At 62.7% G+C, this 24288-nt stretch carries 10 protein-coding genes and 1 tRNA gene; 5 read left to right on the top strand and 6 right to left on the bottom strand.

The window, feature by feature from the left end; all coding sequences use genetic code 11:
* The 5 genes from AAG821_RS11965 to AAG821_RS11945 all read left to right on the top strand — a co-directional run.
* Positions 1-3524, top strand: a 3524-nt coding sequence (locus tag AAG821_RS11965) for a heme utilization protein (protein WP_341916284.1), incomplete at its 5' end; no start/stop codon positions are given.
* A 143-nt stretch (positions 3525-3667) separates the two neighbouring features.
* On the top strand, positions 3668-5725 hold the full coding sequence (locus tag AAG821_RS11960; protein WP_341912359.1) for a tetratricopeptide repeat protein: 2058 nt from the start codon (positions 3668-3670) through the stop codon (positions 5723-5725).
* A gap of 144 nt (positions 5726-5869) precedes the next feature.
* A complete protein-coding gene (locus tag AAG821_RS11955; RefSeq protein ID WP_341912361.1) occupies positions 5870-18472 on the top strand; it encodes a hypothetical protein in 12603 nt (4200 codons plus the stop codon).
* Positions 18473-18591: 119 nt separating this feature from the next.
* A complete protein-coding gene (locus tag AAG821_RS11950; protein WP_341912363.1) occupies positions 18592-18801 on the top strand; it encodes a hypothetical protein in 210 nt (69 codons plus the stop codon).
* A 62-nt stretch (positions 18802-18863) separates the two neighbouring features.
* Positions 18864-19775 carry an FkbM family methyltransferase gene (locus tag AAG821_RS11945; protein WP_341912366.1) on the top strand — a complete coding sequence of 304 codons (912 nt, stop codon included), beginning with the start codon at positions 18864-18866 and terminating at the stop codon, positions 19773-19775.
* Here AAG821_RS11945 and AAG821_RS11940 read toward each other — a convergent pair.
* From AAG821_RS11940 to AAG821_RS11915, 6 genes are all read right to left on the bottom strand, one after another.
* Positions 19761-19850 (bottom strand) — tRNA-Ser (locus tag AAG821_RS11940). The two genes, AAG821_RS11945 and AAG821_RS11940, sit on opposite strands and share 15 nt — an antisense overlap.
* Before the next feature lie 53 nt (positions 19851-19903).
* On the bottom strand, positions 19904-20839 hold the full coding sequence (locus AAG821_RS11935; protein ID WP_341912368.1) for a hypothetical protein: 936 nt from the start codon (positions 20837-20839) through the stop codon (positions 19904-19906).
* A gap of 107 nt (positions 20840-20946) precedes the next feature.
* The gene (locus AAG821_RS11930) at positions 20947-21246 is read right to left on the bottom strand and encodes a hypothetical protein (protein WP_341912369.1); all 300 of its coding nucleotides are present in this window, start codon (positions 21244-21246) and stop codon (positions 20947-20949) included.
* Positions 21247-21373: 127 nt separating this feature from the next.
* Positions 21374-22183, bottom strand: a complete 810-nt coding sequence (locus AAG821_RS11925) for an MBL fold metallo-hydrolase (RefSeq protein ID WP_341912371.1) — start codon at positions 22181-22183, stop codon at positions 21374-21376.
* 170 nt (positions 22184-22353) lie between these two features.
* Positions 22354-22869 (bottom strand): hypothetical protein, encoded by a 516-nt coding sequence (locus AAG821_RS11920; protein ID WP_341912373.1) that lies wholly within the window; start codon positions 22867-22869, stop codon positions 22354-22356.
* Between the two features lie 7 nt (positions 22870-22876).
* Entirely contained in the window at positions 22877-24196 is a 1320-nt protein-coding gene (locus AAG821_RS11915) for an MmgE/PrpD family protein (protein WP_341912375.1), read from the bottom strand.
* Positions 24197-24288 lie beyond the last annotated feature (92 nt).

Here is a 24288-nt window from a genome sequence, read left to right as displayed (position 1 = left end):
TGTCGACCACGCAGGTTGCCAACCTCGAGACCACCGATATCGGTGAGCTGAGCACGACGCAGCTGAAGGCCCTGACCACCGCGCAGGTGGCAGCGCTGGAGACGACGGACCTGAACGCCCTGGATACGACCCAGGCGCAGGCCCTGACGGCGACGCAGCTGAAGGCGCTGACCACGACGCAGATCGGCTCGCTGGACAGCACCGACGTGCTCGAGCTGACGACGACGCAGCTGGGCTCGCTGACCAATACGCAGGTCGCCTCGATCAGCACCACGGCGCTGGCCGAGCTGACCACGACGGCGATCGGCGGCCTGACCTCGACGCAGCTTGGCGCCTTGACCACCACACAGCTGGACTCCGTCACCACGACGGCGCTGGGCGGCCTGAACTCGACGCAGGTGAAGGGCCTGAGCACCACGCAGATCGGCTCGCTGGAAGACACGCAGGTGACTGCGCTGACCAGCACGGCGATCACCGGCCTGTCCGGTACGCAGGTGGCGGCGATCAGCACCACGGCGCTGAACGCTCTCGACACCACGCAGTCGAAGGCACTGAACGCCACGCAGATCGCGGCTCTGACCACGACGCAGATCGGTGCGCTTGAGACCACGGATGTCGCCGACCTGACGACAACCCAGATCAAGGCGCTGACCGGTACGCAGCTGAAGTCGCTGAGCACCACCAACCTGAACCAGCTGGATGCGACCCAGGCCCAGGCCCTGAGCGCGGCTCAGGTCCAGGCGCTGACGACCACGCAGGTTGCCAGCCTCGAGACCACCGACATCGCGGATCTGAGCACGACGCAGATCGCGGCGCTGAACACCACCCAGGTGGCGGCGCTGGAGACCACGGACCTGCTGCAGCTCAACACCACGCAGGCCCAGGCTCTGAATGCCTCGCAGGTCAAGGCGCTGACCACCACGCAGATCGGCGCGCTTGAAAGCACCGATATCGGTGAACTGTCCTCGACGCAGCTGGGCGCCCTGACCACCGCCCAGGTTGCGGCGATCAGCACCACGGCGATCAGCCAGCTGAGCACCACCCAGGTTACGGGTCTGACCTCGACGCTGATCGGTGCGCTGACCACCACGCAGCTCGATGAAGTGACCACGACGGCGCTGGGTGCGCTCAACTCGACGCAGGTGAAGGGCCTGAGCACGACGCAGATCGGCTCGCTGGAAGACACGCAGGTGACTGCGCTGACCAGCACGGCGATCACCGGCCTGGCCGGCACGCAGGTGGCGGCTCTGACCACCACGGCGCTGAACGCTCTCGACACCACGCAGTCGAAGGCGCTGAACGCCACGCAGATCGCGGCGCTGACCACGACGCAGATCGCGTCGCTTGAGACCACGGATGTCGCCGACCTGACGACAACCCAGCTCAAGGCGCTGACCGGTACGCAGCTGAAGTCGCTGAGCACCACCAACCTGAACCAGCTGGATGCGACCCAGACCCAGGCCCTGAGCGCGGCTCAGCTCCAGGCTCTGACCACGACGCAGATTGCCAGCCTCGAGACCACCGATATCGGTGAGCTGAGCACGACGCAGATCGCGGCGCTGGGTACCGCCCAGGTGGCGGCTCTGGAAACCACGGACCTGCTGCAGCTCAACACCACGCAGGCCCAGGCCCTGACCGCCAACCAGATCAAGGCTCTGACCACCACGCAGATCGGTGCGCTTGAGACCACTGACATCGAGGAACTGACCTCGACGCAGCTGGCGGCTCTGACCACCGCCCAGGTGGCGGCGATCAGCACCACGGCGATCAGCCAGCTGAGCACCACCCAGGTGACTGGCCTGACCTCGACGCTGATCGGTGCGCTGAGCACCACGCAGCTCGATGAAGTGACCACGACGGCGCTGGGTGCGCTCAACTCGACGCAGGTGAAGGGCCTGAGCACCACGCAGATCGGCTCGCTGCAGGACACGCAGGTGACTGCGCTGACCAGCACGGCGATCACCGGCCTGTCCGGTGCGCAGGTGGCGGCCATCACCACCACGGCGCTGAATGCGCTCGACACGACGCAGACCCGCGCGCTGAACGCGACGCAGGTGGCGGCGCTGACGACGACGCAGATCGCGTCGCTTGAGACCACGGATGTCGCCGACCTGACGACAACCCAGCTCAAGGCGCTGACCAGCACGCAGCTGAAGTCGCTGACCAGCACCAACCTGTCGCAGCTCGATACGACCCAGACCCAGGCCCTGAGCGCGGCTCAGATCCAGGCGCTGTCGACCACGCAGGTTGCCAACCTCGAGACCACCGACATCGGTGATCTGAGCACCACCCAGGTGGCGGCTCTGAGCACCGCCCAGGTGGCAGCGCTGGAGACGACAGACCTGAACGCCCTGAACACCACGCAGGCGCAGGCTCTGACGGCCAACCAGGTCAAGGCTCTGACCACCACGCAGATCGGCTCGCTTGAGACCACCGACCTGGGTGAACTGACCTCGACGCAGCTGACGGCTCTGACCACCGCGCAGATCGGCGCCATCACAACCACCAACCTGGATGTGCTGACGACGACTCAGACGGCAGGCCTGACCTCGACGCAGCTGGGTGCGCTGAGCACCACGCAGCTCGACTCGGTGACCACCACCGTGCTGGGTGCGCTGAACTCGACGCAGGTGAAGGGTCTGAGCACCACGCAGATCGGCTCGCTGGATGAGACCCAGGTGTCTGCGCTGACCACCACGGCGATCACCGGCCTGTCCGGTGCGCAGGTGGCGGCTCTGACCACCACGGCGCTGAACGCCCTCGACACCACGCAGTCGAAGGCATTGAGCGCTACGCAGGTGGCGGCTCTGACCACGACGCAGATCGCGTCGCTGGAGACCACTGACATCGCCGATCTGAGCACAACCCAGATCAAGGCGCTGACCAGCACGCAGTTGCAGCAGCTGAGCAGCACCAACCTGTCGCAGCTGGACACGACCCAGACGCAGGCTCTGACGGCGGCACAGATCCAGGGTCTGACCACCACGCAGGTCTCGAACTTGCAGACCACAGATATCGGTGAACTGAGCTCAACTCAGATCAACGCTCTGTCTGCCCTGCAGGTCCGGACACTGTCGACCACCAGCCTGTCATCGCTGACGACGACGCAGTCTGCCGGTCTGAGTGCGATCCAGATCAAGGCCCTGGAGACGAGCCAGCTGTCTGGTGTCGAAACCACCTTCATCGAGGGTCTGACAACGACGCAGGTTGCGCAGTTCCTCTCGACGCAGATTGCGGCGCTGGGTACGACCAACTTCAACCAGCTGAGCACGACCCAGGTCCAGGCACTCAACTCGACGCAGATCTCGGGTCTGAGCACGACCCAGATCGACGCTCTTCAGACCACGGATATCGGGGAATTCACCTCGAGCCAGGTCGCAGCGATTAGTGCCACCGCCATCACTTCGTTGAGCACAACGAACATTCTGGCGATGACCACGACACAGGCGGCGGCCTTTACTCAGACCCAGGTCGCAGCCTTGAGCGATCCGCAGGTCGAAGCCTGGCTCGACGCCCTCGGCTAAGCCTCAGCGGGGGAGGCGGGACATCAGAAAATGATGATCCTGCCTCCCCATCGCTTCTCCCGTAGTGATTTTTTAAGGGGTAGCCCGCTTTACTCCCGGTAGAGAAAACCCGTCGGGACGGGCGGTAGCTGCATGGGGTTGAGATGAGCGGTGTTTCTTTCGAAAGTTTGGTCGCGCGGTTGGCCGAACAGACTGTTCCTATCACTGAGTTGATCGATATTGCCGGCAAGATGCAGGCGCGCGGCGAACTCGATCAGGCCGCTCTGGTCTACAAGCTTTGGTCGAAATTCAATTCCAGCGATCCGCTTGTCTATGTGGCGGATTTCAACCTCGGCACCTTGCTGAGCGCGCGCAACGATCTCGCTGGCGCCAAGGCCGCATACGATCACGCGATCAGCGTCAATCCCGACTTCTATCCGGCCTACATCAATCTGGGGAACGTGCTGGAGCGCATGGGCGATGCCAATGCCGCCGTCAGCCAATGGAATACCATCACCCAGCGGCTGGCGATTATCTCCGGCCCCGCGGTCGAGCATAAGAAGACGGCCTTCAAGCAGATCGGCCGCGTGCTGGAAACCAATCTGCAGCATGTGGCGGCCGAGGCAACCCTGCGGCAGGGCCTGAGCCTCGATCCGAACCAGCCCGATGTGGCGCAGCACTTCCTGTCGCAGCGGATGATCCTGAACAAGTGGCCGGTGGTCGAACCCTGGGAAGGGGTGACCCGGATGGATCTCATGAAGGGATTCAGTCCGCTATCGACCGGCGCCTATTCCGATGACCCGCTGTTCCAGCTTGGCGGCGCCTGGGCCTACAATCGCAATATCGGCGACCCGAAGCCGGGCAGCGAGTATATGTGGCTGCAGCAGGAACCGCGCAAAGCCCCGCGTCGGCTGCGCGTCGGCTATGTCTCGTCCGACCTGCGCGAGCATGCGATCGGCTTCCTGATGTCGGAGCTGTTCGAACTGCATGATCGCAATCGTGTCGAAGTGTTCGCGTATTACTGCGGCATCAAGACGGAAGACCCGACCAAGAAGCGCATCCAGGCGGCTGTCGAACATTGGGTCGATATCAGCGATATGGACGACATTACCGCGGCCAACCGCATGGTGGCCGACGGCATCGACATTCTGATCGATGTGAACGGCTATACCCGCGATGCCCGCACCAAGGTTCTGTCCTACCGGCCGGCGCCGATCATCGTGAACTGGCTCGGCTTCCCGGGCAGTATGGCCAGCCCGTACCACCAGTATATCATCGCGGACGAGTGGATCATCCCGAAGGACTACGAGCTTTACTACACTGAAAAGGTCTATCGACTGCCGTGTTACCAGCCGACCGACCGCAAGCGCGTGATCGCGCCGGAACGGCCGAGCCGTACCGATGCGGGCCTGCCCGAGGATGCGGTAGTGTTCTGCTGCTTCAACGGCGGGCACAAGCTGCGGAAACTGACCTTCGACCGCTGGATGCGTATCCTGGAAGGTGTGCCGGACAGCGTGCTCTGGCTGCTGGGCTCTTCGGATATCGTGCACCAGACCTTGAAAGAGGCAGCCGCTCAGCGCGGCATTGCGCCCGAGCGCATCATCTTTGCGGCGAAACTGGCCAATCCGAAGCATTTGGCGCGTTATCCGCTCGCCGACCTGTTCCTCGACACTTTCCCCTATGGCGCGCATACAACCGCATCCGATGCCTTGTGGATGGGCGTTCCGGTGTTGACCTTCTCAGGCCGCGGTTTTGCGTCGCGGGTCTGCGGCAGCCTCGTCAACGCTGTCGGCATGCCGGAACTGGTCTGCGAAGACCCGGAAGACTACGTCAAGAAGGCAATCGCTCTAGGCAATGATCGCGCCGCGCTCAAAAAGTGCCGCGACAAGCTGGCGCGCGTGCGCGACACTTCGGTGCTGTTTGACATGAATGCACATACGCGCAGCCTGGAAGGGCTGTATCATCAGATGTGGCAGGACTTCGAGCGGGGTGTGGTGCCGCAGCCGGACCTGGCCAATCTCGACGTCTATCACGAGATGTCCTGCGAAGAAGATCATGAAGCGCAGGAAATGCTGGCGAAAGACGATTTCAACGGCTTCTACCAGGCCAAGTTGGCGGCGCGGCACAAGTTCCGCCCCGTGCCAGAAGACAAGCGGTTGTGGACAGCGAAAGCAATCAAGGCGGCTGAGCAGAAGTATATGGGAAAAAGGCGTCAGGGGTGATGCGATCATCCATTGATCGCTCCCTGACAGGGAGAAACTGAGTTGGACGTTACAACTCTATCATCTTCGGCGATTCGGGCGCTGACAGTCACAGAGCTTAGGGCTCTCACTGCGACTGAAATTCAGACGCTCGGGACGACGCAGGTGACGGCGTTGGCCACAACGCAGGTCCAGCAGCTTTCTGCCGCGCAGATTTCCTATTTCACCTCCGGTCAGATAGTTTTCAATGCAGGTCAGTTGGCCGTGCTCAGTGCGGCTCAGGTGCAGGCGCTCGGCGCAACCAATCTGTCTGGGTTGGTTACAACCCAGACTCGCGCACTGACGACCACGCAAATTATAGCGCTCAGCACATCGCAGGTCGCAGCACTGACCAGCGATGATATCGACGAACTGACCGCTACGCAGCTTGCTGCATTGACAAGCGGACAGCTTAAATACCTGACCACGACCGCTCTAAGTGATCTGACCGAGACGCAGGCCGCGAGCCTGAAATCACAACAGCTCGCCTTCCTGACTGAAACACAGTTGGATGCGCTGACCACCACGGCGATGAGTGGCCTTACGGCCGCGCAGGTGAAGGGGCTGACCACAACACAGCTCTCCTCGCTTGAAGACACGCAGGTAACGGCATTAAGCACCACGGCGCTGGCGGCTCTGAACGTTCCGCAGTTGCATGCGCTCAGCACGACAGCGGTCATCGGGTTGAATTCGACCCAGATGCAGGCTCTGACCACCACGCAGGTCAAGAATTTCTCGAACGCGCAGTTCAAGGCGCTCGAATCAACGGACATCGCTGAGCTATCCTCGGTCCAGCTGAAGGCGCTGAGCGTGAATCAGCTGCAGTCACTCAGCACAACTATCCTGTCATCGCTCAGTCAGACCCAGACACAGACGCTAACGGCGACGCAGGTTGCTGGCCTGACCACCACACAGATCGGTCTTCTCGATACATCGATCCTGACGTCTGCGCAGTTCAGTGCTCTGACCAGCACGCAGATTCAGGCAATCGGCAATCTCAGTGCGACGCAGGTTGTCGGCCTGAGTTCGACGCAGATTGGTGGTTTGACCACGACGCAGCTTGATGCCATCGGTACGACTGCGCTGGGCGCCCTGACCACGACTCAAATCAAGGGTCTGACAGTCACGCAGCTCAAGACGTTGGAGACCACGCATATCTCTGCCTTGAGCAGTACGGCTCTCGCCAGCTTTGCCGGCACGCAGATCGCTGCACTGACCACATCCAGCTTAAACGCACTGGATGAGACGCAGATCCAGGCGTTGACAACAACACTGATCATCAATCTTTCCACCACTCAGGTCGCCGCGCTCAGCACCACGGGCATCAGCGATCTGACCACAACGCAGGTAAAGGCGCTGACGACGGCGCAATTGAAAGCGCTGACCAGCACCAACCTGTCTCAACTGGATGCCACGCAGTCGAAAGCCCTGACCGCAACACAGGTTGCGGCGCTGACGACCACGCAGCTGAATCAGCTGGACGCTACCGATATCGCCGATCTGACCACCACACAGATCGCTGGTCTCAACACCACTCAGATATCGAATCTCAGTAGCACAAACCTGCTTGCGCTCACCACTACGCAAAATCAGGCACTGACGTCGGTGCAGCTCGGTGCGCTGACATCGACTCAACTTGATGTCCTGGATTCCACGGTCTTCAATGCACTGACCTCGACCCAGGTGAAGGGGCTGACGTCGACGCAGATCGCGTCTCTGGAGGGCACGCAGTTTGGCGCCCTGACCACCACCGCGATCACCGGCCTGAGCGCTACACAGTTGAGTGGCATAACGTCAACTCAGATCGATGCGCTTGATGCGACCGGCTTTGCCGCGTTGACTTCAACGCAGATCAAGGGCCTGACCACCACCCAGATCAAGGCTCTGAACGAAACCCAGATCGCCTCGCTGACCAGCACGACGATTTCCGGCCTGACGGGTACCCAGGTTGCGGCGCTGACCACAACAGTGCTGAATGCTCTGGACACGACGCAGAGCCGTGCGCTGACCGCAACGCAGATTGCGTCTTTGTCCACGACGCAGATCGCATCGCTCGATACCACGGATATCGATGATCTGACGACGACGCAGCTGAAGGCTTTGACCACACAGCAGCTTCGCGCCCTGACCAGCACGAATCTGGCCCAGCTCAATACGACCCAGACGCAGGCCCTGACCGCGACGCAGGTTGCGGCGCTGACCACCACGCAGATCAACCAGCTTGATGTTGCCGATATCGCCGATCTGACCACCACTCAGATTGCCGGTCTGAGTACGACGCAGATATCCAATCTGAGCAGCACCAACCTGCTGGCGCTCAGCACGACACAGAATCAGGCGCTGACCTCGACACAGGTTGGTGCGCTGACCTCCACCCAGATCGACGTGCTGGATTCGACGATCTTCAATACGTTGACCTCCACCCAGGTTAAGGGGTTGACCGCGACGCAGATTGGCTCGCTGGAGGGGACGCAATTCGGGGCGCTGACCACGACTGCCATTTCCGGGCTCAGTGCGGCCCAGCTCGGCGGCCTGAATTCAACGCTGATCAACGCACTGGAAACTACCGCTTTTGCCGCTCTGACCTCGACGCAGATCAAGGGCCTGACGACAACCCAGCTCGGCGCGCTGAATGAAACCCAGGTCACAGCGCTCACCAGTACCACCATTGCAGGTCTTTCCGGTACGCAGGTCGCAGCACTCACCACCACGGCCCTGAATGCGCTGGACACCACGCAGACCCGCGCGCTGACCACCGCGCAGATTGCGGCCCTGACCACGACACAGATTGGTAATTTCGATACCGCCGATGTGGCCGACCTGACCACCACGCAGCTGAAGGCGCTGACGGCGACACAGCTGAAAACGCTGACCAGCACCAACCTCTCGCAGCTGGACACGACCCAGACTCAGGCGCTGACCACCACGCAGTTGCAGGCCCTGACCTCCACACAGCTGAATCAGCTGGATGTCGCCGATATTGCCGATCTCACCACGACTCAGCTTGCCGGCCTGAGCACGACACAGATCGCCAATCTCAGCAGCACCACCCTTCAGGCGCTGAGCACGACGCAGACCCAGGCGCTGACCTCGACCCAGATTGGCTCTATTACTACGACGCAGATCGACCAGCTTGATTCTACGGTCTTCAGCAGCCTGACCTCGACACAGGTGAAGGGGCTGACGGCAAGTCAGATCGGTTCGCTTGATGCCACCCAGTTCGGTGCCCTGAGCAGCACGGCAATTTCGGGCCTGACGGCAACACAGCTGAGCGGCCTGACCACCACCCAGATCGACACCCTGGATGCCACCGCGATCAACGCTCTGAGTTCGACCCAGGTAAAGGGCCTGACGACGACACAGATCGCCTCGCTGGATGAAACCCAGGCGGCGGCGCTGACCAGCACGGCGGTCTCCAACCTGACGGCCGCCCAGGTCGGGGTGCTGACGACCACAGCGCTGAATGCGCTGGATGCGACCCAGTCAAAGGCCCTGACCGCGACGCAGATTGCCGGTCTGACCACGACGCAGATCGGCAGCCTCGAAACTACCGATATCACCGACCTGACCACCACCCAGCTGAAGGCACTGACGGCGACGCAGCTGAAGGCGGTGAGCAGCACAAATCTTTCGGCGCTGAATACGACCCAGACCCAGGCGCTGACGGCGACGCAGCTGCAGGCGCTGACCACGACGCAGGTCAATCAGCTTGAGACCACCGATATCGCCGAGCTGAGCACCACGCAGGTTGCCGGCTTCAGCACGACCCAGATTGCTAATCTCAGCACCACGACCCTGCAGGCGCTGAACACTACCCAGACAGCCGCATTGACGTCAGCGCAGCTCGGTGCGCTGACGACCACCCAGATCGACGCTCTGGATACGACGGTATTTGCCAGCCTGAGTTCGACGCAGGTGAAGGGGCTGACCACAACGCTGGTTGCCTCACTGGAAGCTACTCAGGTCGCCGCCCTGACCAGCACAGCAGTCACCGGATTTGCCACAACGCAGGTGGCGGCCGTCACGACCACGGCGCTGAATGCGCTGGATGCGACCCAGAGCGGGGCCCTGGTGGCGTCGCAGATCGCGGCGCTGACCACCACCCAGATCAGCAATCTCGATACCAGCGATGTCGCTGATCTCACGACCGCGCAGGTGAAGGCGCTGACGGCAGCGCAGTTGAAATCGCTGACCAGCACCAATCTGACGCAGCTGGATGCAACCCAGACCCAGGCCCTGACGGCGACACAGCTGCAGGCGCTGACCACGACACAGCTGAATCAGCTGGATGCCACCGATATCGCCGACCTCAGCACGACGCAGGTGGCTGGCCTGAGCACAACGCAGGTCGCCAGCCTGAACAGCACCAATCTTCTGGCGCTGGATACGACGCAGAAGCAGGCGCTGACTTCGGCCCAGATCGGCGCCCTGACCACGACGCAGATCGACTCCCTGGATTCGACGATCTTCAACACGTTGACCTCGACCCAGGTCAAGGGCCTGACCTCGACGCAGATCGGTTCGCTAGAGGTCACGCAGTTCGCCGCCCTGAGTACGACCGCTATCGCCGGCCTGACCGCGGTGCAGCTCGGCGGCCTGAATTCGACGCTGATCAATGCGCTGGATACGACCGCCTTTGCGGCCCTGACCTCGACGCAGATCAAGGGGCTGAGCACCACCCAGATCGGCGCGCTGAATCAAACCCAGATCACCTCGCTTGCCAGCACCACGATCGCGGGGCTGACCGCATCGCAAATTGCGGCGCTGAGCACGACGGCGCTGAACGCACTGGATACCACGCAGGCCGGCGCATTGACGGCTGTGCAGGTGGCGGCCCTGACCACGACGCAGATCGGCAGCCTCGAAACGACTGATATCGCCGATCTGACCACCACGCAGCTGAAGGCGCTGACGGCGACGCAGTTGAAGACCCTGAGCAGCACCAACCTGTCGCAGCTCGATACGACACAGACCCAGGCGCTGACGTCGGCCCAGTTGCAGGCGTTGACCACCACACAGGTCAATCAGCTTGAGACCACCGATATTGCCGAGCTGAGCACGACGCAGGTTGCCGGCCTGAGCACGACGCAGATTGCCAATCTGAGCACCACCAATCTGCAGGCTTTGGATACGACCCAGACCCAGGCCCTGACATCGGTGCAGATCGGCAGGCTGACCACCACGCAGCTTGACACCCTGGATACGACGGTATTTGCCAGCCTGACCTCGACGCAGGTGAAGGGGCTGACGGCGACCCAGATCGGTTCGCTGGAAGCCACGCAGTTCGCAGCGCTCACCAGCACGGCCCTGGCCGCCCTGTCGGCGTCCCAGCTTGCTGGCCTGACCACCACCCAGATCGACACCCTGGACGCCACCGCGATCAATGCCCTGACCTCGACACAGGTGAAGGGGCTGAGCACCACCCAGATTGCCTCGCTGGATGAAACCCAGGCGGCGGCGCTGACCACCACGGCCGTTTCCAACCTGACGGCTGCGCAGGTCGGCGTGCTGACGACAACGGCGCTGAATGCGCTGGATGCGACCCAGTCAAAGGCCCTGACCGCGACGCAGATCATCGGCCTGACCACGACGCAGATCGGCAGCTTCGAAACTACCGATATCGCCGATCTGACCACCACGCAGATCAGAGCGCTGACGGCGACGCAGTTGAAGGCGGTGAGCAGCACAAATCTGTCGGCGCTGAATACAACCCAGACCCAGGCGCTGACGGCGACGCAATTGCAGGCGCTGACCACGACGCAGGTCAATCAGCTTGAGACCACCGATATTGCCGAGCTGAGCACGACGCAGGTTGCCGGCTTCAGCACGACGCAGATTGCCAATCTGAGCACCACCAATCTGCAGGCCCTGGACACTACCCAGACCCGGGCACTGACGGCTGCCCAGATCGGTGCACTGACCACCACGCAGCTTGACACACTGGACTCCACGGTGTTCAGCAACCTGACCTCGACGCAGGTGAAGGGGCTGACCACGGCGCAGATCGGCGCGCTGGATGATTCGCAGATCACGGCACTGTCCAGCACGACAATCGCCGTGCTGGCGGCCACACAGATCGCAGCGCTGAGCACCACGGCGCTGAATGGCCTGGATACAACGCAGGCCCAGGCGTTGACCGCTGCGCAGGTTGCAGCGCTGACCACCACGCAGGTCAAGAGTCTCGAGATCACCGATGTCGCCGATCTGACCACCACGCAGCTTAAGGCGCTGACCGCGACACAGCTGAAGGTACTGACCAGCACCAATCTGTCGCAGCTGAATACGACGCAGACCCAGGCCCTGACTACTGCGCAGCTGCAGGCCCTGACCACGACGCAGATCGGCCAGTTGGAAACCACCGACATCGGTGAGTTGAGCACCACTCAGATCGCGAACCTGAGCACGAGCCAGATTGCAGCGCTCAGCAGCACCAACCTGTCGGCGCTGGATACCACGCAGACCCAGGCCCTGACCTCGACCCAGATCGGCGCGCTGTCGGTCACCCAGCTCGATAATCTGGATGCCACCGTGTTTGGCAACCTCACCTCGACGCAGGTGAAGGGTCTGACCTCGACGCAGATCGGTTCGCTGGACGGCACGCAGTTCGCAGCCTTGAGCACGACAGCGGTTTCCGGCCTGACCGCAACACAGATCGGTGGCTTGACCACGACACAGATCGATTCTCTTGAATCGACCGTGCTGGCGGCTCTGACTTCGACTCAGGTCAAGGGTCTGACCACCACGCAGGTCGCCTCGCTGGAGGCTACGCAGCTGACGGCACTGACCACCACGGCGCTGACCGGCCTCGTCGGCACGCAGGTGGCGGCGATCAGCACCACGGCGTTGAATGCGCTGGATACGACCCAGAGTCAGGTGCTGACGGCAACCCAAATTGCGGCCCTGACCACCACACAGATCAAGGGGCTGGAGCTTGCCGATGTGGTCGACCTGACCACCACGCAGCTGAAAGCCCTGACGACGGCGCAGGTTGCCGCTCTGGAAGCCACCGATCTGAACGCGCTGGATTCGACGCAAACTCAGATATTCACTTCGACCCAGATCGGCGCGCTGAGCACAACCCAGATCGACGGCCTCGATACCACGATCTTCAGCAACCTGACCTCGACGCAGGTCAAGGGGCTGACAGCCGCACAGATTGCCTCGCTTGAAGATACCCAGGTGGCGGCTCTGAGCACGACGGCGCTGGCCAGTCTGACCGGCACCCAGGCGGCAGCCCTGACCACCACGGCGCTGAATGCGCTGGATGCGACCCAGACCCAGGCTCTGACCACGACGCAGATTGCGGCGCTCAGCACCACGCAGATCAAGGGGTTGGATCTTCTTGACGTAGCCGACCTGACCACCACGCAATTAAAAGCACTGACCGCGACCCAGCTGAAGGCGCTGAGCAGCACCAGCCTGAACGCAATGGACACGACCCAGACTCAGGCCCTGACCACCACGCAGCTGCAGGCGCTGAGCACGACGCAGCTGAATGACCTGGCTGCCGCTGATATTGCCGAGTTGAGCACCACGCAGATTGCCGGCCTGAGCACCAATCAAGTCCGCGGCCTGAGCAGTACAAACCTGCAAGCGCTGAGCACCACTCAGTCCCAGGCGCTCAGCTCGACCCAGATCGGCGCGCTGAGCACGACCCAGATCGATGTTCTCGATACCACGGTGTTCAGCAACCTGACCTCGACGCAGGTGAAGGGGCTGACGGCCGCTCAGATTGGTTCGCTGGAGGCGACCCAGTTCTCGGCGCTCAACACCACGGCCATCACCGGCCTGACAGCCACGCAGATCAGTGGCCTGACCACGACGCAGATCGATGCGCTGGATGAGACGGCCTTTGCGGCGCTGACCTCGACGCAGATCAAGGGCCTGACCACGACCCAGATCAGCGCGCTGGACGAAACGCAGGTCGCGGTCCTGAGCACCACCACGCTGGCCAGCCTTGGGGCCACTCAGGTTGCGGCCTTCAGCACCACGGCGCTGAATGCGCTGACATCGACGCAGAGCCAGGCCCTGAGTGCGACGCAGATCGCGGCGCTGAACACCACGCAGATCAAGGGTCTTGACACCACGGATGTGGCCGACCTGAGTACGACCCAGTTGAAGGCCTTGACAGCCACGCAGCTGAAAGTGCTGACCAGTACCAACCTGAGCACGTTGAGCACGACCCAGACTCAGGCCTTGACCACCACGCAGCTGCAGGCGCTGACCACCACGCAGCTGAACGAGCTGGACGCAGCCGACATCGTCGAGTTGAGCACGACACAGATTGCGGGCCTCAGCACCAACCAGGTGCGCGGCCTGAGCAGCACCAGCCTGCAGGCGCTGAACACCACCCAGGCTCAGGCGCTGACGTCGACCCAGATTGGCGCGTTGAGCACCACCCAGCTTGATGAGCTGGACACAACGGTATTCGAGAGTCTGAGCACGACACAGGTGGCCGGCCTGACGGCGGCGCAGATCGGCTCGTTGGAGGTCACTCAGTTTGCGGCGCTCAGCACCACGGCGATCACCGGCCTGACAGCGGCGCAGCTCGGCGGCCTGACCACGACCCAGATCGACACGCTGGACTCTACCGTCTTCAATGCGCTGACCTCGACGCAGCTCAAGGGGCTCACCGTCACGCAGATCGGCGCGCTGGATCAGGATCAGGTTACCGCGCTCAGCACCACCAGCCTGAGCAGCCTGGCCGGTACCCAGATCGCCGCGCTGATCACCACGGCGCTGAATGCGCTTAACACGACCCAGACCCAGGCGCTGACCACCACGCAGATCGCAGCCTTCAGCACCACGCAGATTTCTGCATTCGATGCAGCTGATGTCACGGATCTCACGACCACCCAGTTGAAGGCGTTGACTGCCACACAGCTGAGGGCTCTGAGCACCACGAATCTGAATGCCCTGGATACGCCCCAGACCCAGGCGCTGACCACCACGCAGATCTTGGCGCTGACCACCACGCAGCTGAACAGTCTGGATGCGGCCGACATCGCCGAGCTGAGCACGACGCAGGTTGCCGGCCTCGGCACGACGCAGATTCGCGGCCTGAGCAGCACCAACCTTCAGGCCCTGGATACCACCCAGGCCCAGGCCCTGACTGCGACGCAGATCGGCGCATTGAGCACCACCCAGCTCGATGTCCTGGACACCACCGTGTTCGAGAATCTGAGCACGACGCAGGTGAAGGGGCTGACGGCAACACAGATCGGCTCCCTGGACGCCACGCAGTTTGCGGCGCTCAGCACCACGGCTATCACCAGCCTGACGGCAGTGCAGCTCAGTGGCGTGACCACGACGCAGATCGACTCGCTGGATTCCACGGTGATCGAGGCGTTGAGTTCGACACAGCTCAAGGGCCTGACCACCACGCAGATCGGCGCCCTGGATGAAACCCAGGTTGGCGCACTCAGCACCACCAGCCTGAGCAGCCTGGCCGGCACCCAGATCGCCGCCCTGATCACCACGGCGCTGAATGCGCTGGATACGACGCAGTCACAGGCACTGACCAGCACGCAGGTGGCGGCGTTCAGCACCACGCAGATTGCTGCCCTTGAAGCAGGGGATGTGGCGGATCTGACCACCACGCAGCTCAAGGCGCTGACCGGCACGCAGCTGAAGGCGCTGAGCACCACCAACCTCAATCAACTGGATACCACGCAGAGCCAGGCACTGACGGCCACCCAGGTCGGCAGCCTGAGCACCACGCAGATTGCTGGGCTGGACGCGGCCGACATTGCCGACCTGACCTCGACGCAGATCAAGGGTCTGAGCACGGCACAGGTTGCGGCACTGGAGACCACCGATCTGAATGCGCTGGATACCACCCAGACGCAGGCATTGGCGGCCACCCAGATTGCAGCACTGACCACCACCCAGCTTGATGGGCTGGATGCTACTGTTCTCGGGAATCTGACGTCGACGCAGGCGCGGGGCCTCACCACAGCCCAGATCGGCGCCCTGGATGAAACCCAGCTCACTGCACTGAGCAGCACGGCGCTCACCGGATTTGTTGCCACACAGATCGCGGCGATCAGCACCACGGCGCTGAATGCACTGGATGCAACCCAGAGCCAGGCCTTTGCGGCCACCCAGATTGCAGCGCTGACCACAACCCAGATCAGCAACCTTGATGCCGCCGATGTCACCGATCTGACCACGACTCAGCTGAAGGCGTTGACGGCAACCCAGCTGAAGGCCCTGACCAGCACCAACCTGTCACAGCTGGATACCACCCAGGTTCAGTCCCTGACCACGGCGCAGATCCAGGCGCTGACCACCACGCAGTTGAACGATCTCTCTGCGGCCGACCTCGCCGAATTGAGCACGACGCAGGTTGCCGGCCTCAGCACCAACCAGTTGCGTGCACTGAGCAGCACCAGCCTGCAGGCCCTGGATACCACGCAGACCCAGGCACTGACCTCGCTGCAGATCGGCGCCCTCACCACAACCCAGATTGATGGTCTGGACTCCACGGTCTTCAGCAACCTGACCACCACGCAGGTGACGGGGCTGACTGCCACGCAGATCGGCTCGCTGGAGACCACCCAGTTCGAGGCGTTGAGCACCACGGCGATTGCGGGCCTGACGGCCGCTCAGCTTGCCGGCCTGACCACCACGCAGATCGATACTCTGGTCAGTACCGTATTCGCATCCTTCACCTCGACGCAGATCAAGGGCCTGACCACCACGCAGATCGGGGCTTTGGACGAAACCCAGTTCACCGCACTGAGCACCACCAGCATCGCCGGCCTGGCGGGCACGCAGATTGCAGCCGTGATCACGACGGCGCTGAATGCGCTGGATGCGACGCAGAGCCAGGCCCTGACCGCTACGCAGGTTGCCGCGCTGAGCACCACGCAGGTGTCTTCGCTTGAGACCACCGATGTTGCCGACCTGACCACCACGCAGCTGAAGGCGCTGACGACGGTTCAGCTGAAAGCCCTGAGTACCACCAATCTGAACCAGCTGGACACCACCCAGAGCCAGGCGCTGAGCGCGGCCCAGGTGGGCGCCCTGACCACGACGCAGATTGCCGGGCTTGATATCGCCGATATTGCCGACCTGACTACCACCCAGCTGAAGGGGCTGACAGTCACGCAGATTGCGGCGCTGGAAACCTCGGATCTGAACGCACTGGATGCGATCCAGTTACAGACCCTGAACACCTTCCAGATCAAGGCGCTGACCACCACGCAGATCGCAAGTCTTGAAAGCACGGATGTGTCTGATCTGACCTCGACCCAGTTGGGTGCATTGAGCACCACGCAGGTGCGGGAGATCGACGCTGCTGCTGTGGCCGTACTGAGCACGACGCAGGTCAGCGGCCTGACCTCGGCCCAGCTGGGTGCGCTGAGCACCACGCAGTTTGATTCGATGAGCACGACCCTGTTGGGCGCACTGACGGCCACGCAGGTGAAGGGCCTGACCACGACCCAGGCCAGCCTGCTGTATGATACGCAGCTGACGGCGCTGACCAGCACGGCGATTACCGGGCTGGCGCCGACGCAGATTGCGGTTCTGACCACCACAGCGCTGAATGCGCTGGATACGACGCAGAGTCGCGCGCTCTCCGCAATCCAGATCGCGGCCCTGACCACGACGCAGATCAGCAATTTCGATACCGCCGATGTGGCCGACCTGACCACCACGCAGCTCAGGGCGTTGACCGGCACGCAGCTGCGCGCCTTGAACACCACCAACCTGTCGCAGTTGGATACGACTCAGACCCAGGCCCTGGCCGTTGTGCAGTTGCAGGGGCTGACGACGATCCAGATTGCGGCGCTCGACAGTACTGACTTCAATGATCTGACCTCGGTCCAGGTGGCCGGTCTGACCACGACCCAGATTGGCGCGCTCAGCGTCACGGTCCTGGGCGGCCTGGATACGACGCGGACATCGGGTCTGACCTCGGCGCAGATTGCGGCGCTCAGCACCACCCAGCTGGATGCGGTCGATACCACGTCCTTTGGTGCCCTGACGGCAACCCAGGTGAGGGGCCTGACGGTAACGCAGATCGGCAGCCTGGAAGATACGCAGGTTGTCGCGCTGACCAGCACGGCGATCGCCGGTCTGACATCCACGCAGGTGAAGGCCCTGACCACCACCGCCCTGAATGCGCTCAACACGACGCAGACCCAGGCACTGACCGCGGCCCAGGTGGCGGCCCTGACCACGACTCAGATCCAGAGCCTGGACACCAGTGATATTGCAGACCTGACCACCACCCAGCTGAAGGCCCTGACCACGGCCCAGATCGGGGCCCTGACCACGACCCAGATCCAGGCCGAAGGCACCACGTTGCTGGGCGCCCTGAGCGCGGTGCAGGCGAAGGGCCTGACCACCACGCAGATCAGTGCCCTGCAGGATACGCAGGTTGATGCGTTGACCACGACGCTGCTGACGGGCCTGACCTCGACCCAGCTCGCGGCCTTCATCACGAACAGCTTCAATGCCCTCGACACCACGCAGGTCGGTGTCCTGACGGCGGCGCAGATCGCGGGCCTGACCACCACCCAGATCGACGGGCTGCAGACCACCGATATTGGCGAACTGAAGGCCACGCAGATTGCGGCCATCAGCACCACCGCAATCGGATCGCTCAGCGTCACCAATATCGAGGCGATGAGCACCACCCAGGCCAATGCGCTGACATCCGCCCAGACCCAGGTCTTTGATACTGCTCAGACCGCAGCCTATCTTGATGCATTGTCATAGGGTTTTCCCGCTATGCGGGTTGTACTATAAGCATAACTGCCACCTCCGGCAGGTTCACATGGGGATGCCCGCGGCGGTAACGTCCGGTCCCGACAGACGAAGGCCGTAAGGCATAGAGCATGACGATGGACGAAGAGCGGATAGGCGCCGGTCTGGATATTCGGAAAACCGCGGGGTTGCTGTTTGGTTTTCACGGCCGGCGGGCCCTGCGGATTGCGGCGACGCGGGCAAATATTCTTGCAGAGAGTGGTGATCGCGGCGGCGCTATCGAGTGGCTGCGGATTTCAGAGGCTGTCCGCGAGATCATCCGGCAGGAAACCGAACGGTAATATTTTATGCGTCATGTTAGGGGAGGGCTTTGCCCTGTCATGATTCGACGAGGCGAGGCGTCATGGTTGTTCCAGGTTCATTTCACGCGCTGACCAATTCGGCCGTCCGGGTCAAGATTGTCGATGTTGGCGCTAATCCGATTGATGGCGATCCGCCCTATGCCACGCTGTTGCAGGGCGGCAATGCCGATATCGTCGGGTTCGAGCCCAATGCTGAAGCACTGGCCGAGTTGAACGAGAAGAAGGGCCCGTCAGAGATTTATCTGCCCCATGCCGTCGGCGATGGTCGCCGGCATACCCTGTATCTTTGTGCCGGCTCCGGCATGTCGTCGCTGCTGAAGCCCAATCCCGAAGTCCTCAAGCTGTTTCACGGCTTTCCGGTCTGGGGCCATGTGGTGAAGACCGAAGAGATCGACACCGTGCGGCTCGATGATGTGCCCGAGGCGGTCGGCTTCGACATGCTGAAGATCGACATCCAGGGCGGTGAGCTGATGGTGTTCCAGAACGCCACCAAGCGACTGTCCGAAGCGCTGATCGTTCACACCGAAGTCGAGTTCCTGCCACTCTATACAGACCAGCCGTTGTTTGGCGATGTCGAGGCCTTCCTGCGTAGCCAGGGGTTCCTCTTCCATCGTTTCTTCCCCACCGTCAGCCGCATCATCCAGCCGATGATGGTGGGTGATGATATCTTTGCCGGCATGAGCCAGGTGGTATGGGGCGATGCGATCTTCGTGCGCGACATCACCAAGCTGTCGCTGCTGTCGCCGCCCCAGCTGCTGGCCATGGCGGCGCTGTTGCACGACTGCTACCGGTCCTACGATCTGGTGCTGCATGTGCTGGTCGAGTATGACCGGCAGACGGGGGACGAGATCGCGCCAACCTACATGACCAATCTGACGGCACCGCCCGGCGGGCCGCCGGCCCCGAAGGAGCAGGGCAACCAGATTCCATACGGGAATTGGCGGACAGGGTGAGATTCGAACTCACGGTACCCTTGCAGGTACGGCGGTTTTCAAGACCGCTGCCTTAAACCACTCGGCCACCTGTCCCCGGGGGCGGTATTTACCCCACCGGGCGCACAGCGTCGAGGGCTGGCCCGGGGTCAGCTCCGGGGCGGCATGCCCAGGAAACGCTCGGCGCTTTCCCAAAGCAGGAACCGGATGCCATGACTGGCGACATAGGACCAGTCGATGTCTTTCTGCCAGATGAAATGCACCTCCTGGAACATGTAGGCCAGGGCTTCACCCAGGCCTACGCCATCCCAGCTGTAGCTGTCGCCAAAGATCGCCAGCGGTGCGGCCACCTTGGCCGCCCGGTTGCGGATCACATAGCGGGATCCGCGCAGGCTTTTCCCCTCGGCCCGACCATCCTTGTGCAGCAGGGTTTCGCCGGGGCGGCGGATGGCCAGGCCGTCTTCGGTCGGTGCCGGATGGAGGAAATGCGCGATCAGGTCATGACGGGCGGGGCGCTCGACCACATCAATGGCGCTGTCATCCAGGCTTTCCGCCAGGCCATAGGCGGTCAGCAGCCTGCGCGTCGCGATCAGGCAGCTGCTGGGCAGGCAATGTGAATTGCGCCGCCAGTACAGGCCAGACCAGTCGCGCGCTGCGGCAAAATCGGCCTCCGGATAGATCAGCCCGATCGGTCCGGCGACATCCCAGGGGATGCGGCGCAGTGGCCGGCCGGGGAAGGCGGTGGGCGCCGCTTCGGCCCAGCGCAGGTGCGGCAGCAGGATCTGCTTCTCGGGCATGACCAGATGGGCGAGCGCAATGCCATCTCTGGCGCAGATCATCTGGCGGTCGCGCAGGGCGTCCTGCCAGGTCTTCACCCATGGCGGTCCGGCCGGCATGATCCCGGCGAGTTGCATTTCCCATTTATTCTGGCCATCGGCGATGAACAGCACGCCGTCCCGACCGGCAACGGCTGCACGATTGGACGAATGAGTGCCTGTGGGAAACGCAATCTCTGCCCCCAGGCGCTGGGCATTACCGGCTTCAAGACGGGCTTCGTGTTCGGCGATCTGGCGAATGAAGCCCATGGGGCGCGGTGACAGATTCGGTCTGTGAAACGGATTGCGAGTCTATCGCCAATACCCGGTGCATACTAGGCCGCAGCGGTGTCTGGAAGATGCGGAAAGCAGGTCGCTCAGGGCTTGCCGGCGGCAGCCTTGGTATCGGTCGTTGATTTCTCGATCAGCTTTTCGAGACGCTCGACCGTGAGCCGCAGGGTCGAAACCTTCATCATCAGTTCGCCGATGGTCTGGCGTGCAGCTGCCGTGTTGCGTTCCATCTCGGCAATGCGCAGACCGCGGCGCTGGATTTCTGATGAGCTCCAATTCACCGCCAGGCTCTGCCGGCGATGGGCGGCGATCAGTTGCAGGATAACAAAGGCAGCACCCGGAACGCCGACCAGCAGGAAGGTGATGATGAGGAAGAACGTGCCCATGACAGTTCGCAGAGTCCGTTATGCATGCAGGCCGCGGCCATGGCTGGGCGGCGCTGCAGTATAGCAGTTTCCTGCAGCCGGAGGGAAACCGCGATCGCCCATTTGGGCGAAACAGAGGCCTCAGGGGCTAATGCGGGCCCGGAAGCACCAGTACGGATGGCTTTTTGGGGAGTGTATTTCGCGAAATTAGTGTGGTGGGCCCGTCATTCAGCCTGATGTCGTGGGAGTCACGCAGCCGGGCCAGAAACCGCTCCAGCGTGCTTTCGCTGAAATAGTGCATTGGCACCACCAATGGCGCGTCGATCTGGCGGATCACCTCCTGCATATCGAAGATATTCAGGGTCAGGCCGCCATCCACCGGCACGAACACCACATCGATCTTGCCCATATCGGCCAGGTGGCCCGGCGTCAGCTTGTGATGCAGATGGCCCAGATGCGCAAAGCACAGGTCGGAAACATCGAAGATGAAGATGGAATTGCCGTCATACTCGGTGCCGGTCCCGTAGTTGCGGATGTTGGTCGGCACATTGCGCACGCGCATGTCCTTGTATTGCACGTTATGGCGCGCCGGTTTGTCCTGATACGACCAGCCGCGCAGGACATGGCGGATGCCCGGTTCCGGATTGTTGGTGTAATGCGTGGTGTGGGCATAGTTCATGGTGACGATGTCGGGCCGCATGGCTGGCCGGATGTAGTCGTTGTAATCGGTGGCAGCCGTTACGCCCTGCGGGCTCTCGATCAGAAAAGTCGCGTGCCCGACAAAGGTGAGGCGTGCGCTGTTGGCTGGCACGGCCGCGAGTTGCAGACCCGCTGGCATGATGCGGGCGGCTGGGGCACGGTTGGAGATCGCGCCGAGGCAGGCTGCCAGCAGGCGGTCTGGCATGAGGGTAATGACAAGACTGAGGGCGGCGGCAAGCAAAGCGGAGCAACGCAGCATGACTGTCACCTCAGGATTTGGGGGGCACGATCCATTTATTTTTGGGGAAGCAGCGGATGATCCTCGACCACCAGTATCTTCAGCTTTGCCAGGTCCAGGGCCAAGGGGCATCTCTCCGCGGCGTACCTGTCCAATATTAAGCATCCCGCAATCGGCGGGAAAAGCGGCAATTACTTCTTACAGAGGGGCAACTCGTAAACGAGCATATTCTCCTGCAGGCGGGCGTAATACTTGAAGCCCTTCCACTGCTCTTTCTTGAGGCGGTCGACAATGTCGTAGGTGCTCTTGCACACGGCTTCATTGGTCTGCAGCGGCTTCATCGTCGCCACGGCGGCATCGGTCTCCCATTGCTGGGCCTGGCTGCGATTGGGGAAGATGCGAGCCAGCGCAGCGCGGCGCAGTTCCACGGCGGCTCGCAGCCTGTCACCATTCTCCTGATCGAACAGATACCAGTCGTTCAGATAGGCAGCGCCGCCCGGATCGGCCTGCGCGCAGCGGCGCAGGATTTCACGCAGCTGAATGCCGGTGCGGACTTCGGCCTCGGCTTCGGCCTCTTTCTGATTGAAGCAGGCGGCATTGGAGCGGGCTGCATTGTTGCGGCCCGGTGCCTGGCCCTGCGACCAGGCCGGCATGGTCGCCGCGAAAAACGCGATCAGCATTGCCGGCAAAAGGAGGCAACGATTCATGGCGGAATTATAGCATTGCCGGCGGCAGGTCGGGCAACGGTGCATCGTCCGCCAGCGCCAGCACGGCATCGATGAAGGCGGCCGGCGCGGCGATCCCGCCGTATTCCAGCAGCATGGCCGCCTTGGCCCGCATGGCCCCGTCATCAAGCGGGTTTTCCGGGTCGCCAAAGGCATGTTCGCGCTCGGCATTCAACTCGGTTCCGTCATCCAGCTTCACGCAAACGTGTGCACCCCAGGCCCTGGGATAACGGTGAACGAACGGCGCCACGGCAGCGATATCGACCCTGGCGGCGATCTCGGCCAGGCGCGCGCGGGCAGGGGGATCGAAGCTGTCAAAATCGATATGGCCGTCGGTGATGGCGGCGGCGGCGGTATGCTGCAGCGAGAATTTCGCCTCATATTCGCTGCGGGGTGCCACGCGGTCGCAGACATCGAGTGCGGCCTGATAGGTCGCGACCTGGATACGTTCGATCTTGCGGTTGCCGATGCGCGGCGCCAGCGACAGGCCGGCGTCGATGGTCGGATGCGTGTGGCGGCAGCTTGGCCATGGCTTGATCGAGGTCAGGCGCAGTTGCCAGGGCGCGTCGGCATCGGCCAGCAGCCGCTCTGGTTCTGCGTCGCTGCAGGTGGCCTTGAAGAAACCCTTGTCGCCTTCGAGAATATGCGGCGGGCCGGAGAAGCCGCGCGCCGCCAGATCGGCGGCCAGCAGTCCGGCTTCGGCGGCGCGGCCCGCATGCAGATGCTTGCTCATCGCGCCGGTCTCCAGGAACTGCCACAGGCCGGAAGATTGCGTGCCGGCATTGCCAAGCGCATGGGTCATCGCCGCATGATCGAGGCCGAGCAGGTCGCCGGCAGCATAGGCCGAGCCGAACGGGCCGCAGGTCGCCGTGTTGTGCCAGATGCGATAATGCGCCGGCCCGACCGCCATGCCGACGCGACAGCAGGCTTCGAACCCGCGCAGCACGGCAGCGAGAAAGGCATGGCCGCGCGTCTTGCGTCGCCGCGCCAGCGCATAGGCCGCCGGCACCACCACGCAGCCCGGATGCACCACCGAGGCACGATGCAGGTCGTCGACTTCCAGGATATGGGTCAGGCCGCCCAGCAGCATCGCCTCGCGGCCCGTGGTCAGCGCCTCGGCGGCGGCCCAGTCGAGCAGGATGGCGCCGGGCGCTGTCTTGCGGCCGGCCAGGGCATTGGCCAGGGCATCGAGGGTGAAGAGGGCGGCGCTGCGGTAGTCCTGTGGCCCGATCGGCTTGGCGGCGACCAGCGCAGCCAGGCGGCTGGTCAGCGAGGGCGTCGACAGCGAAAGCGGGGCCAGAGCGGTCATGCCGGTGCCTGTGAAGGTTCCTAGGAGGATCGATTGATATTTACCACTGCCCCCCGCAAAGTGACACATTCGGCCCGGGTGACTTATTCGGG

Source organism: Ferrovibrio terrae, from assembly GCF_943372915.1.
GTDB classification, from domain to species: Bacteria; Pseudomonadota; Alphaproteobacteria; order Ferrovibrionales; family Ferrovibrionaceae; genus Ferrovibrio; species Ferrovibrio terrae_A.
This window is presented reverse-complemented; position numbering and strand designations above follow the sequence as displayed.